The following is a 13,983-nucleotide window of genomic DNA, read 5'->3' as shown; positions in this document are numbered from 1 at the left end:
AACGCTTGCGCTTGGTTTTATCTATAGTTAGGATTGGCAATCATTATCATTTAGATTTGTAATCCACACTATGGCGACTCGTACCGCACACATCGTTGAGCCCCTGCTCTGGCGAGCTCCACTCTCCGCCGGGGAAACGACGCTTGCGGATGCCATTCGGGAAAAAATTGCCGTAACGCGCGCCCATCTGCTGGATTTCATCAAACTGGATGAAGCACCGCCGCATCATGCGCTGACGCTGACTGAGTGGCAACGTCCTGCCGAGCTGCGGTCGCTGCTGGCAACCTATTCCGACCATATTTATCGTAACCAACCTACCCTGACGCGGGAAAATAAACCGCTGTTATCCCTCTGGGCACAGTGGTATATCGGGCTGATGGTGCCGCCCGTCATGCTAGCCCTGCTGACCCAGGAAACGATGCTCGATCTCTCGTCGGAACATTTCCATGTTGAATTTCATGAAACCGGGCGCGCTGCCTGTTTCTGGATTGATGTACATGAAGATCCGAGCGCGAGACACCTGTCAGCGCAGGCGCGTATGGAACGGCTGATTACAAGAGCGCTGGTTCCGGTCATTGATGCGCTGGAAGCGACGGGAGAGATTAACGGCAAACTGATCTGGAGTAATACCGGGTATCTTATCCACTGGTATTTAACGGAAATGAAGCCGCTGCTCGGCGACGAGAAAGTGGATGCACTGCGTCAGAGCTGTTTCTTTGCCAGACAGCTATCGGATGGACGGGATAACCCTCTTTACCGCACCGTGGTTCCGCGTGAGGGACTTCTGGTACGTCGTACCTGCTGTCAGCGCTACCGTCTGCCGGACGTCCAGCAGTGCGGCGATTGCACGCTTAAGTAGTCTGGCCCGGCCTGATACCCGCAGTGAGAGAGAACAAACACTAAAAACGGCAATCTGCGTTGCCGTTTTGCTTTTACCTAAGCGACCTGCTCATTTTCCTCTTCTCCATTACGCTGTGCTTCTTCCGCTTCCTGCTGAAGCAACTGTTTCTCGTACACCTTGAAGAACGGGAAATAGATAATCGCGGAAACGCAGGCCAAAACCAGCACCAGAATGGCTGCACGGAAATCCCAGCCCAGCGCCCAGGCGGCACCAACCGGAGCCGGTGCCGTCCACGGCACGACGGAAATCACGCGGCCAATCAGATCAAACTTCATCGCTGCCCATGCCAGCACGGCATTAACCATCGGCGCCAGCAGGAAAGGAATAAAGAACACCGGGTTCATCACAATCGGCGTACCGAAAATCACCGGCTCATTGATATTGAAAATGCTTGGCACCACGCTCAGACGTCCAATAGAGCGCAGGTGCGCGGAGCGGCTACGCAGATAGCAGAACACCAGACCCATCGTCGCCCCCGATCCGCCGATAACGATAAAGAACGTCCAGAAGGCTTCCATAAAGATGTGTGGCAAAGGCTGGCTTGCCGCCAGCGCGGTCTGGTTCGCCCCCAGGTTCGTCAGCCAGAACATTTGCAGCATCCCGGAGACAATCGCCGCGCCGTGGATCCCGGCAAACCACAGCAGGTGGCCAATCAGCACCGCCAGCAGGATCGCAGGCAGCGAGTCAGCTGCAGAGACCAGCGGTTTGAATATCGACATGATGGCCTGTGGGATCAGCATACCGAACTGCGACTGGATCAGCAGACTCAGCGGATAGAGCGTCAGCACCACCACCAGCACCGGGATCAGCAGATCAAACGAGTTTTTGATCATCGGCGGAACCTGGTCTGGCAGGCGGATCCCGATATTGTGTGCTTTCAGGAAACGCATCATCTCAACGCAATAGATCGCCACCAGAATCGCGGTGAAAATACCGGTCCCTCCCAGGCTATCGACCGGCAAAGCGCCTTTGGTTTTAGGGGCGGCGACCAGCAGGAACGCCATCAGCGACAGCATCGCGCACATGAACGGATCCAGCTGATGGGTTTTAACGTAATGTTTGCCCAGGTTGTAGGCAATAGCCGCACAGATATAAAGGGACATCACCCCCATTGTCATATCAAACGGCGTCAGAATTTGGCCTTCAAACTGCTTCGCCATATCCAGCCAGGCGCGAGCAAAACCCCAGGTGGTATCAGGCGAAAAAGGTGGGTAAGCGAACACTAACAGAAACGAGCCCACAATCATAAACGGCATCGCTGAGATAAACCCGTCACGAATAGCCATAACGTGACGCTGGGAAGAGATGCGCCCGGCAATAGGGCTAACATAATTTTCAACGAAGCGGAAAATCAGATTAAATGCAGCATGGTTGGCAGACATAGCAGATCTCCTGTCATACGTTCGTTTCGGACGTTCTCACGTCACACGTTGTTCCATACATCAGCGTCACAACCTTGCCGGATCGTGTACCTGCGGTACTGCTCAAACGGAATGGTTTCATAATTAGCTCTTATTATTAGATACAGGGGAAGTTACACACTCAGTATTAATCTCTGCATCACGCTCTGCAACCGGTTACTGTAACCGGTTTCTGTGAATGTGAAGGCGATCCAGAAATCGCCCCTGACGGATATTTGTTACTTAAGGGATATTTACAGCGACTAAATTCTTATGACAGATTACGCAGGATATTTGTCAGGAGGAATCAATGAGTTTGCAGTCTGTACAACAGTTTTTTGCCGAACACGCTCCGGATATAGAGATCATTGAGCTTAACCAAAGCACAGCGACTGTTGCCCTTGCTGCTGCCGCGCACAACGTTGAACCCGGCCAAATTGCCAAAACGCTGTCACTAAAAATTAAAAATGACGTGATTCTGGTGGTTGCAAAAGGCGATGCGCGTCTGGATAACAAAAAGCTTAAAGAGACATTCGGCGCAAAAGCCCGCATGCTCAGCAGCGATGAGGTAGTCACCCTGACAGGTCATCCTGTTGGCGGCGTCTGCCCTTTCGGACTGGAAAACCCGCTTTCTGTTTACTGTGACATCACATTAAAACAATACGCGGAAGTGTTACCCGCAGCGGGCGCCATCCACAGTGCGGTGCGTATATCGCCCGACAGAATGGCGGAACTGACCGCAGCAAAATGGGTAGATGTGTGCATTTGAACGATGCGCCAGAAGCACTCTGGCGCATCATTTAACGCTAAGAGAATGAAGGAACGGTGAGAGCGGAACGACGAACTTCCCGGGCAGGGAGATGCGCCAGGATATCCGCCGCATCCAGTAATCCCACGTCAGAATTGACGCCCAGCTTTACCATGGCGTTAAACTTATGCGCCCGGATAGTTTTAATATTGCGTTCAAGCTGTGCTGCAATTTCAGGGATCGAAAAACCCGATGACATATAACGCAGAATCGCCCTCTCGGTTGGGCTTAACATACGATTGCTAACACACCAGTGATTGTACATGTTGTCGTTCACCTGATGCGTTTCGCTGAGTAATGTCTTCAGGCCCTCCATTAGCTGCTTTAGCGGAACCGATTTACTGATGATTCCATGCAAGCGAGAAGGCGAAAGATGGCTGACCAGCCTCGCCTCCATTTCGTCAGAGGCCAGCACAATACGCTGGACGTCGCTGTGGGTGAAGGTGAGATCCCGTAAACAGGCAAGACAGTTTCTCCGCTCCTCACGCTCATCAGACAGTGAATAGATAACCGCATAGAATGAGATATCCGAGAGCGCCGCTTTAAAGCTGGCGAATCTGCTAAACAGGTGCACCTGGTAATGGCTCAGGCTGGGCATCGCAAAGAGATGCTTCAGCCCCACAGCGCTCATTGAGCAGCTTTCGATGACGGCGATATGTCTTGTTGCAGTGGTCTTTTCCATTCCTCAAACTCTCCATAAGCCGACATTAAACTGAGTTCTCGCATTCCCTGGGTACTGCTTATCCACGCGTACATATCGGCATTACTGCGAAGTGATAAGCGACGCATTGCACTGTTTTTCTGTGCGCTGATCGTTTTATTACTTTTATTCAGTAGTGTGGCAATTTGGTTGATTCCCCAACCTTTACCGAGTAAACGCAACACCTTGCGTTCAGAGTGAGTGAGTGCAATCATTTGCTCACTCTCCTCTTCAATATCGGGCGTTTCCGGTATTAATAACGTCTGGCTTATTCGCTCGGCACGTTCACTGCCCGCGCGAATAGCGTTAATGACGCCTTCAATAGGCTCCATATCTGAAAGCAGCGTGCTTTCCGGACGCATAAGAAGCTCTACTGCAAGCGGATAAAGAGGACGCGAGACAAGGAATATCCAGTGAATATCCCGATACTGATTCATTAATCCATAATACTGCTCAAGCGTGCCGCGAGGATTACGATACTCACCCGAAATATCGGCAATAACGACCCCGGCGCGACGCAACTGAAGTAGCGTCAACTCCTGCATCGAACGGCAGTACGTTATCTCAAAATCGGGAAAATGACGCGACATGACGCCACCTAACCCATTTTGCATAACCGGCACTCTGCTAATCACAACTCCGTGTTTACCATTCAATGGCAACATAGACCCTCCATGTCATGAATTCATTATTTAAGAACGAACTAACCCTACGAGGTTAAACACGTTTGTATTCCTTAGTACAAAACGGCTTAATATTCGTAAACCAGAAGAAATGTCACATGGGTTATGAAACGCCCAATACAGTCTTAATATCGCATAAAGACTACAAGAATTTAATTCTGGTTGTGTGAAAAGATCGAAAATATGAAATTAGAAATACTTAATATATTTTTTTATAAATTCTCGTCACATATTCATTAAATAAATAAAGATATGGCCTCTTCGCCATGCTGGACACGCAACTGATCGCACAAATGTTGATCTGGCCCAGCGCAAAGGGCCCTGCCCTTTGTGTTAAAAGTAAGCAATCTCTCTTCTCTTCAGGGCGTTTCATGCAGGCAGATCGGTCTACGCAACGTGCTACCACGCGGCTATGTATTCAGTGCGGACTTTTTCTTTTACAACACGGGGCAGAAAGCGCCCTCGTCGAAGAACTTTCCACACGCCTTGGTCTGGCGCTGGGGATGGACAGCGTTGAGAGCTCCATCTCGTCAAATGCCATTGTACTGACCACCATTAAAGACGGACAGTGCCTCACCTCCACTCGTAAAAATCATGACCGCGGCATTAACATGCACGTCGTGACGGAAGTGCAGCACATTGTGATCCTTGCTGAACACAGGCTGCTCGATCTGCGGGAAATAGAGAAACGCTTCAACCAGATCAAACCTCTCCGGTATCCACGCTGGCTGGTTGTGCTGATGGTGGGACTCTCCTGCGCCTGCTTCTGCAAGCTCAACGCGGGCGGCTGGGACGGCGCTGTCGTGACCTTCTTTGCCAGCAGCATCGCGATGTATGTCCGCCAGTTGTTGACGCACAGGCAACTGCATCCGCAAATTAACTTCTGCATCACGGCATTTGTGGCGACAACCGTATCCGGCCTGCTTTTGCGCCAGCCTTACTTCGCCAGCACGCCTACTGTTGCGATGGCCGCCAGCGTATTGCTGCTGGTGCCGGGTTTTCCCTTAATCAATGCCGTCGCTGATATGTTCAAAGGCCACATCAACACCGGTCTGGCGCGCTGGGCGATAGCCAGCCTGCTGACGCTGGCGACCTGTATCGGGGTGGTAATGGCCATGACACTCTGGGGGTTACGCGGATGGGCGTGATCGATTTTCTGCTCGCACTGGCGCAGGACATGCTCCTGGCAGCCCTTCCCGCCGTTGGCTTTGCGATGGTGTTTAACGTCCCGCAACGTGCATTACCCTGGTGTGCGCTGCTGGGTGCCATTGGCCACGGGTCACGTATGATCATGATGACCGCGGGCTTTAATATCGAATGGTCGACGTTTATCGCCTCCATGCTGGTCGGCAGCATCGGTATTCAGTGGTCCCGCTGGTATCTGGCGCATCCGAAGGTGTTCACCGTGGCGGCAGTCATTCCTATGTTCCCGGGTATTTCAGCCTATACGGCGATGATTTCCGCCGTCAAAATCAGCCACTTTGGCTACAGCGAACCGCAGATGATCCTGCTTCTGAGCAACTTCCTTAAAGCCTCGTCGATTGTGGGCGCGCTCTCCATCGGCCTGTCGATCCCCGGCTTATGGCTTTACCGCAAACGTCCACGCGTATAATAAAATAGCTTGCAATTGTATCGCGCACTATCTATATTCATTTCATGGATGCAAAAATGAACGACACCACTAACGCGCTTCTGCTGGATAACCAGCTCTGTTTTGCCCTCTATTCGGCAAATCTGGCGCTTAACAAGCTCTACCGGCAACTGCTGGCGCCGCTTAACCTGACCTACCCGCAATACCTGGTGATGCTGGTACTGTGGGAGCAGGATGATATTACGGTATCAGACATTGGCGAGCGGCTGTTCCTGGATTCCGCCACCCTGACGCCCCTGCTGAAACGCCTGGAAAGTGCAGGATTAATCTTCCGCCAGCGTTCCCGTCAGGATGAGCGTCAGGTCGCCGTCACCCTGAGCGACGCGGGTCGGGCGCTGCAACAGCAGGCCGTGACGATACCCCACGCCGTGGGCTGTGCAGCGCAGTGTGATACCGACACCATGCTGGCGCTCAAGCACCAGCTCGAACTTTTGCGCCAACAGCTTCATCGCGCGTAAGGCTATACTTTACGCGCATGATTTTAACTTAATACATCGCGCGCTATTTAATAGCGCATATAAACGTAAGATGAGGAACCTGCCATGTCTTTAGAAAAAGTTGTCTACACTGCCAAAGCCAAAGCAACCGGAGGCCGTGATGGCCGCGCAACGTCTTCCGATGGCGTTCTGGATGTCAAACTGGGTGTCCCCAAAGAGATGGGTGGCATGGGGGGTGAAGTAACCAACCCTGAACAGCTGTTCGCTGCGGGTTACTCCGCCTGCTTCCTGGGCGCAATGAAGTTCGTTGCGGCACGCGACAAATTCGCTCTGCCAAAAGATGCCTTTATTGAAGGCGAAGTGGGGATTGGCCCGCTGCCAACCGGTTTTGGTATCGAAGCGAAGCTGAACATCCACGTTGAAGGGATGGACGCAGCGGAAGCCAAAAAACTGGTGGATGCGGCGCATATTGTCTGTCCGTACTCTAACGCGACGCGCGGCAATATCGACGTGACGCTGAACATCATCGCGTAATCAGCTCCTGTGATTTTAGCCCCGGTAAGCGTAACGCCGCCGGGGAAATCCTCTCCTTTCCTCTCCTCTCTCTGTGCTACCATAACCCTCAATCACGCCCGTAGTAATCAGTTGAGAAAGTGTTATGTCCTCCAGAATCCTGACCACCAGCATTGCTGGCATTGATGCCTTTATGCGCGATCCTCGCGGTGTGTTGACGCACGCCGAAGGCGGCACGCTCGCGGTATTTGCCGACAACGCCCCGGCGTTTTATGCGGTCACGCCGGAACGTCTGGCGCAGCTTCTGGAAATTGAAGCGAAGCTGTCGCGCCCGGCGAGCGATGTCATGCTGGATAATCAGTTTTTTGACGAACCCGCCAGCGCTCCGGTGGCCGTTCCAATGGGGAAATTTCCCATGTACGCCGGTTGGCAGCCGGACGCCGATTTTCAGCGGCAGGCGGCCTTATGGGGAATAGCCCTCGCGCAGCCCGCGACGCCAGAAGAGCTGGCGGCCTTTACCGCTTACTGGCAGGCTGAAGGAAAAGTCTTCCACCATGTTCAGTGGCAGCAAAAGTTCGCGCGCAGTCTGCAAATCAACCGCGCCAGCAACAATGGCCAGCCAAAACGTGATATCAATGCCTTTTCAGAACCGGACAAAAAAATCCCTGATGGATTCCGAGGTGCGAAATGAAAAACGTCGGCGACCTGATGAAACGTTTGCAGAAGATGATGCCCGCCAACGTGAAGCCCGCCTTCACCACCGGTGAAGAGCTGCTGGCGTGGCAAAAAGAGCAGGGTAAAATTCGCGCGGCTGCCCTCGCCCGCGAAAACCGCGCGATGAAAATGCAGCGCACCTTTAACCGCTCTGGCATTCGCCCTCTGCACCAGAACTGCTCCTTCGAGAATTATAAGGTCGAGTCGCAGGGGCAGATGAACGCCCTCAACCAGGCGCGCCAGTATGTGGATGAATTTGACGGCAACATTGCCAGTTTCATCTTTAGCGGAAAACCCGGCACGGGGAAAAATCACCTTGCGGCCGCTATCTGCAACGAGCTGCTGCTGCGCGGGAAGTCAGTGCTGATTATCACCGTGGCCGATATTATGTCCGCCATGAAGGACACCTTCAGCAACCGCGAAACCAGCGAAGAACAGCTGCTGAATGATTTAAGTAACGTGGATTTGCTGGTCATCGACGAGATCGGCGTCCAGACGGAGTCCCGCTACGAAAAAGTGATCATCAACCAGATTGTCGATCGCCGTTCGTCGTCAAAACGCCCAACCGGTATGCTGACGAACCACAATATCGACGAGATGACCCGACTTCTTGGCGAGCGGGTGATGGATCGCATGAAGCTGGGTAACAGCCTGTACGTCATCTTCGACTGGGACAGCTACCGCAGCCGCGTCACCGGCAAAGAGTATTAAGATATTTCCAGGGAGCGCCGGAAGAGCAGAGGTATATACTGAACCCACTTCTGGCCCAAAACGGACCTTGTTGAGTAAATCATTATGAAAAAACAGTTTCTTATCAGCATCCTTACTGGCACCCTGCTGGTGACTGGCGCAGCGCAGGCCGCATCATGGCAGGAGTCGCTCTCCAGCGCAGCAAGTGAGTTAACCAAAGAGAGCGGCACTTCCCAGGGAGGGCTGTCAGCCTCGTCCCTCACCGGCCTGCTGAGTAACAGCTCCCAAAGCCTGAGCGCCGGCACGATGAACAATGCGGCGGGCATTCTGGAATACTGCGCGAAGCAGAAACTGGCTTCCGTCACCGATACCGAAAACATTAAAAACCAGGTGCTGGGTAAACTGGGTCTGGACACCCAGGAGCAGAAAGCGGACACCAACTATATGGACGGTATTCAGGGCCTGCTGAACGCGCAAAATGGCCAGCAGCTGAACCTCAGCACCCTTGGAAATTCATCTCTGGCGAAACAGGTGAAAACGAAAGCCTGCGATCTGGTGCTGAAACAAGGCGTTAATTTCCTCTCCTGATCGTCTCCCATTTTCTGCCACAACACGCCGGGTTTATTACGTTAGTCTTACACCGCGGCGTGAAGTGCGTTTTTTTATCCCCTGCCACCACCTCAGCCTCCGTGTACCACGATGCGACTGTATTCAAAAATCCGATTTTATAAACCAAATCCTAACAACAGCACACTTTCGTGACACTAAAATTGCAGCTAAGCGACATCGCAATTACATTGTATTACCCAAAAAATAAGCAATTAGCCGGCTAAGCGTCCGGCATGATGAGGATCTGCTGTTGTCAGAGTTAATGTCCCTTGTCCTTTTCCTGGCTTCCATCGGCGTTTATGCCTGGAAAGCCGGTCGTCACACCTGGTGGTTTGTGGCCACCCTGGTGGTGCTCGGCATTTTTATTGTTTTAAACATTACGTTATATGCCAGCGATTATTTTACCGGCGACGGTATTAACGACGCGGTGCTCTACACGTTGACCAACAGCCTGACCGGCGCTGGTGTAGGTAAGTATATCCTTCCGGGTCTGGGGCTGGTGGTCGCCCTGGTGGGCATCTTCGCCGCGCTGGCCTGGGTTCTGCGCCGTCGCCGTCACCGTCCGCATCATCATGGCTACAGCCTGCTGGCGCTGTGCCTGGCGCTGGCCTCCGTGGATGCCAGCCCCGCATTCCATCAAATTACCGAGCTGGTAAAATCCCAGTCGCGCGATGGCGACCCGGACTTTGCGGCCTATTACAAAGAACCCTCGAAGAAGATCGACAATCCCAGACTCAACCTGGTCTATATCTACGGCGAAAGTCTGGAGCGCACCTATTTTGATAACGATGCTTTCCCGAACCTGACGCCAGAGCTTGGCGCGCTGAAAAACCAGGGCCTCGACTTCAGCCACACCATGCAGCTCCCTGGCACGGATTACACCATCGCCGGGATGGTGGCCTCCCAGTGCGGCATTCCGCTGTTCGCTCCGTTTGAAGGCAACGCCTCCGCCTCGATGTCGAGCTTCTTCCCGCAGAACATTTGCCTCGGCGATATCCTGAAAAACTCGGGCTATGAAAACTACTTTATGCAGGGCGCTAACCTGCGCTTTGCCGGGAAAGATGTGTTCCTGAAATCCCACGGTTTCGATCACTTGTATGGTTCCGAAGAGCTGAAAACCACAGTGGCCGATCCGGCCTACCGCAACGACTGGGGCTTTTACGACGATACCGTTCTGGATGAAACCTGGAAGAAATTCGAGGAGCTTTCCCGCGCCGGTAAACGCTTCTCGCTGTTTGCGTTGACCGTCGACACGCATCATCCGGATGGTTTTGTCTCACGCACCTGTAAACGTCAGGGCTACGACATTGACGGTAAAAACAACAAGTCGTTCAGCGCCGTGACCTGTAGCCAGGAGCATATCGCGGCGTTAATCGAGAAAATCAAAGCGTCGCCGTATTTCAAAAATACGGTCATCGTCGTCTCATCTGACCATCTGGCGATGAAAAACAGCGCCTGGGATGAGCTGAATAAGCTGGATCGCAGCAACCTGTTCTTTGTGCTGCGCGGCGATAAACCGCAGCAGGAGATCATTGCCGCTAAACGTAACTCGATGGATAACGGCGCTACCGTGCTGGATATTCTGGGTGGCGATAACTTCATTGGACTGGGCCGCAGTACGCTGTCGGGCCAGTCCCTGTCGGAAATCTTCCTCAACATGAAGGAAAAAATCCTCGCCTGGAAGCCGGATATCATTCGTCTGTGGAACTTCCCGAAAGAGATAAAAGACTTCACCATCGATCAGGATAAAAAAATGATCGCGTTCTCCGGCAGCCATTTCCGCCTGCCACTGCTGCTGCGCGTGTCGGATAACCGCGTCGAGCCGCTGCCGGAAAGCGAATACTCCGCGCCACTGCGCTTCCAGCTGGCGGAATTCGCCCCGCGCGATAATTTCGTCTGGGTCGACAAATGCTACAAAATGGGCCAGCTCTGGTCGCAACAGCTGTCGCTGTCCACCGACTGGTGCGTCTCTCAGGGGCAACTCGGCGGCGAGCAGACCGTGCAACACGTTGACAAACCGCAGTGGCAGGGAAAAACCGCGTTTAAAGATACGGTTATTGATACCGCACGCTATCAGCGCAACGTTGACCTGCTGAAAATCGTCGACAACGACATTCGTTATAAAGCAGACAGCTTCATCTTTAATGTTGCCGGCGCGCCGGAAGAGGTGAAGCAGTTCAGCGGTATTTCGCGGCCGGAATCATGGGGGCGCTGGTCTAACGCCCAGTTAGGCGATGAGGTGAAAATTGAATATACCCATCCGCTGCCGGAGAAATTCGATCTGGTGATCACCGCCAGGGCATTTGGTCCCAACGCGAATCGCCCTATACCGGTGCGCGTCGGCGATAAAGAACAGACGCTGACGCTGAGCAATGATGTCACCACCAGCACGCTGCACTTCGATAACCCAACGCGCAGCAATACGCTGGTCATTGTGCCGCCCGATCCGCAGTCCACTAACGAAGGGAATATTCTCGGTCACGCTCCGCGCAAGCTGGGGATCGGCATGGTGGAGATTAAAATTGTGAGCAGCGCTGGCTGATGACGGCGTTCACCCTTCGCCCGACGCGCATCGACGACGTCGCTGCCCTGCCCGCCATCGAACGTGCGGCGGGGCAGCGGTTTCGCGACGTTCCTGAGCTGGCCTGGCTGGCAGACAATGAGGTTATTTGTGTTGAAGATCACCTCGGTTACGCCGGACGCGGATTAAGCTGGCTGGCGCTGGCTGACGACAGGCCTGTGGGCTTTATTCTCGCCGAAGCTCATCCATCGTCGCTGTTTATTGTGGAACTGTCGGTTCACCTGGACCGGCAGGGACGAGGTCTCGGACGCCAGTTAATCGCCCGTGCCGCCGCGCATGCCCGCAGTCTGGGGCTGAACTCGCTGACGTTAACGACGTTTCGTGATGTCCCGTGGAATGCGCCCTTCTACAGGCGATTAGGGTTTGAAATGCTGACGACGCTGACGCCGGAACTGCGCCAGAAACGCGAGGAAGAGACGGCGCACGGTTTAGCGTATGGTTCCCGCTGCGCCATGCGCCTGCCTCTGTAAGATCGCCCGGTGGCGTTGCGCTTACCGGGCCTACAAAACCCATTTCCGCAGGCCGGGTAAGGCGCAGCCGCCACCCGGCAAAACGCACAGCGTCAGAACGTTTCCCAGTTATCGCCCGCATCTGCGGTCGCCGGTTTACGCGCCATTACCGGAGCGGCAACGCTTTTCGCGGAGGCGAACTCGCGCGCCTTCATCTGTTCCTGCTGAATACGGAACACCGCAACGGCCTGCGTCAGACGGCTCGCCTGCTCTTCCAGTGCCGCGGCCGCCGCCGCAGACTCTTCCACCAGCGAGGCGTTCTGCTGGGTCACGCGATCCATCTCAGCCACCGCCAGCCCAACCTGGTCGATACCGCGGCTCTGCTCGTCAGACGCAGACGCGATTTCGCCCATGATGTCCGTCACGCGCGTTACCGCATTCACGATCTCACCCATGGTTTCACCCGCGCTTTCCACCAGCGTTGAACCAATTTCCACGCGCCCCACGGAGTCTTCAATCAGACTCTTGATCTCACGGGCCGCCTGGGCGCTGCGCTGCGCCAGGTTTCGGACTTCACCTGCAACCACCGCAAAGCCGCGGCCCTGCTCGCCCGCACGCGCCGCTTCTACCGCCGCGTTCAGCGCCAGAATATTGGTCTGGAAGGCAATCCCGTCGATCACGCTGATGATATCGGCGATTTTCTGCGAACTGCCGGCGATATCGCGCATGGTCTGCACCACGTTATCCACCACCTTGCCGCCTTTCTGCGCGGTTTCAGACGCGCTCAGGGCCAGGTTGCTCGCCTGACGGGCGTTCTCGGCGTTCTGCTTCACGGTGGCAGTCAGCTGTTCCATGCTGGCGGCGGTCTCTTCCAGAGAGGCAGCCTGCTGTTCGGTACGGGATGATAGATCGTTATTACCCATCGAGATTTCGCTCGCACCGCTGTAAATGGCGTTTGCGCCGTTACGCACGTCACCCACGGTACGCACCAGCTCGCCCTGCATGTGGCGCAGGGAGTCAGCCAGTTCCCCCATCTCGTTGGAGCCTTCCACGTCGATGCGCTTCACCAGGTCGCCGCTGGCGATATGACGAATGCTGTCAATCAGACGGTTCAGCGGCGAAATCAGCGCCTGACGAATACCCAGCCAGACGGCAACAATCACCACCAGCACCGCAGCCAGCACGCTAATCAGCACCCAGATAGCCTGGCGGTAAGAACTGTTGCTGTCTTCAACCGCGGTCTGATACAGCGCGTCGTTCTGTTGCAGATAGGTGACGTACTGCTTCTCAAAGCCATCCTGATAGCTCTGGGTCGGCTGGTCGAAGAACTCATTGATCTTGCCCGCCCCCAGCAGCTGGATCAGCTCGGCCAGCGCGCCGTGGTAGATATCGTAATTACGTTTGATTTCCAGTGCCGCAGCGTCGCTCTGACGCGGGTCGCGCGGCAGCGCTTCGTAATCCGCCCAGTTTTTTTCCGCCTGTTTCAGAGACGCAGAGGCAATCTGCATCAGCTCGGCGACGGTTGAGCCGCTACCGATATTGTTCTGATCCATCATATAGCGGATACCCGCGCGGTTCAGAGTGTTACGGGTTTGCAGCAGCGCCACCCAGCTACCGTTCAGGGTGGATTGTTGCTGGCGAATGGTTTGCAGGATGGTGAAATTCTCTTTGTCATGCTTCAGGGCATTGAAGAAAAGACCACCGGATGTGAGTTGTAAAAGGCCAAATATCGCTAAAACCAGCAGTAAGCTGGTGACAATCTTGATACGATTTAACATGTTTTCTCTTTCCTCAGACAGATACAGAATTTTCGGCCTGGAAAGGGAAAACTTTACGAAAATCATCCT

The 13,983-nt window shown here is 54.1% G+C and carries 15 protein-coding genes; 11 read left to right on the top strand and 4 right to left on the bottom strand.

Going from position 1 to position 13,983, the window contains the following annotated elements:
- Positions 1 to 70 precede the first annotated feature (70 nt).
- Positions 71 to 859, top strand: coding sequence for a siderophore-iron reductase FhuF (gene fhuF / locus L384_RS12295; protein WP_003856570.1), 789 nt, complete (start codon positions 71 to 73; stop codon positions 857 to 859).
- 77 nt (positions 860 to 936) lie between these two features.
- Here fhuF and L384_RS12300 read toward each other — a convergent pair whose 3' ends face one another.
- A complete protein-coding gene (locus L384_RS12300) occupies positions 937 to 2,283 on the bottom strand; it encodes a PTS sugar transporter subunit IIC (RefSeq protein WP_023324119.1) in 1,347 nt (448 codons plus the stop codon).
- A gap of 328 nt (positions 2,284 to 2,611) precedes the next feature.
- Here L384_RS12300 and L384_RS12305 point away from each other — a divergent pair, with 328 nt between their 5' ends.
- Positions 2,612 to 3,070, top strand: a complete 459-nt coding sequence (locus L384_RS12305) for a YbaK/EbsC family protein (protein ID WP_003856572.1) — start codon at positions 2,612 to 2,614, stop codon at positions 3,068 to 3,070.
- A 37-nt stretch (positions 3,071 to 3,107) separates the two neighbouring features.
- Here L384_RS12305 and bglJ read toward each other — a convergent pair whose 3' ends face one another.
- On the bottom strand, positions 3,108 to 3,740 hold the full coding sequence (gene bglJ, locus L384_RS12310) for a DNA-binding transcriptional activator BglJ (RefSeq protein WP_003856573.1): 633 nt from the start codon (positions 3,738 to 3,740) through the stop codon (positions 3,108 to 3,110).
- On the bottom strand, positions 3,737 to 4,474 hold the full coding sequence (locus L384_RS12315) for a helix-turn-helix transcriptional regulator (protein ID WP_003856574.1): 738 nt from the start codon (positions 4,472 to 4,474) through the stop codon (positions 3,737 to 3,739). Before L384_RS12315 ends, bglJ begins: the two co-directional genes overlap by 4 nt.
- A gap of 389 nt (positions 4,475 to 4,863) precedes the next feature.
- Here L384_RS12315 and L384_RS12320 point away from each other — a divergent pair, with 389 nt between their 5' ends.
- The 9 genes from L384_RS12320 (at position 4,864) to L384_RS12360 (ending at position 12,157) form a co-directional block, all read left to right on the top strand.
- Complete coding sequence (locus tag L384_RS12320) at positions 4,864 to 5,640, top strand: threonine/serine exporter family protein (protein ID WP_003856575.1); 777 nt, start codon at positions 4,864 to 4,866, stop codon at positions 5,638 to 5,640.
- A complete protein-coding gene (locus L384_RS12325; RefSeq protein ID WP_003856576.1) occupies positions 5,631 to 6,104 on the top strand; it encodes a threonine/serine exporter in 474 nt (157 codons plus the stop codon). The genes L384_RS12320 and L384_RS12325 overlap by 10 nt, the downstream gene beginning before the upstream one ends.
- 44 nt (positions 6,105 to 6,148) lie before the next feature.
- Complete coding sequence (locus L384_RS12330) at positions 6,149 to 6,601, top strand: MarR family winged helix-turn-helix transcriptional regulator (protein WP_032608457.1); 453 nt, start codon at positions 6,149 to 6,151, stop codon at positions 6,599 to 6,601.
- 84 nt (positions 6,602 to 6,685) lie between these two features.
- Positions 6,686 to 7,114 (top strand): organic hydroperoxide resistance protein, encoded by a 429-nt coding sequence (locus L384_RS12335; protein ID WP_003856578.1) that lies wholly within the window; start codon positions 6,686 to 6,688, stop codon positions 7,112 to 7,114.
- Between the two features lie 124 nt (positions 7,115 to 7,238).
- Positions 7,239 to 7,784 (top strand): primosomal protein DnaT, encoded by a 546-nt coding sequence (dnaT, locus tag L384_RS12340; protein ID WP_003856579.1) that lies wholly within the window; start codon positions 7,239 to 7,241, stop codon positions 7,782 to 7,784.
- On the top strand, positions 7,781 to 8,518 hold the full coding sequence (dnaC, locus tag L384_RS12345) for a DNA replication protein DnaC (protein ID WP_003856580.1): 738 nt from the start codon (positions 7,781 to 7,783) through the stop codon (positions 8,516 to 8,518). The genes dnaT and dnaC overlap by 4 nt, the downstream gene beginning before the upstream one ends.
- An 84-nt stretch (positions 8,519 to 8,602) precedes the next feature.
- Positions 8,603 to 9,085: a YjjA family protein gene (locus tag L384_RS12350; protein WP_003856582.1), complete on the top strand. Its 483-nt coding sequence runs from the start codon at positions 8,603 to 8,605 to the stop codon at positions 9,083 to 9,085.
- 271 nt (positions 9,086 to 9,356) lie between these two features.
- On the top strand, positions 9,357 to 11,648 hold the full coding sequence (gene opgB, locus L384_RS12355; RefSeq protein ID WP_022650356.1) for a phosphatidylglycerol--membrane-oligosaccharide glycerophosphotransferase: 2,292 nt from the start codon (positions 9,357 to 9,359) through the stop codon (positions 11,646 to 11,648).
- On the top strand, positions 11,648 to 12,157 hold the full coding sequence (locus tag L384_RS12360; protein ID WP_023324118.1) for a GNAT family N-acetyltransferase: 510 nt from the start codon (positions 11,648 to 11,650) through the stop codon (positions 12,155 to 12,157). Before opgB ends, L384_RS12360 begins: the two co-directional genes overlap by 1 nt.
- Positions 12,158 to 12,249: 92 nt before the next feature.
- Here the strand turns inward: L384_RS12360 and tsr are convergent, their stop codons facing one another.
- A complete protein-coding gene (tsr, locus tag L384_RS12365) occupies positions 12,250 to 13,914 on the bottom strand; it encodes a methyl-accepting chemotaxis protein (protein WP_023324117.1) in 1,665 nt (554 codons plus the stop codon).
- Between the last annotated feature and the right edge of the window lie 69 nt (positions 13,915 to 13,983).

Source organism: Enterobacter sp. MGH 38, from assembly GCF_000492855.1.
GTDB lineage: Bacteria > Pseudomonadota > Gammaproteobacteria > Enterobacterales > Enterobacteriaceae > Enterobacter > Enterobacter hormaechei_C.
This window is presented reverse-complemented; position numbering and strand designations above follow the sequence as displayed.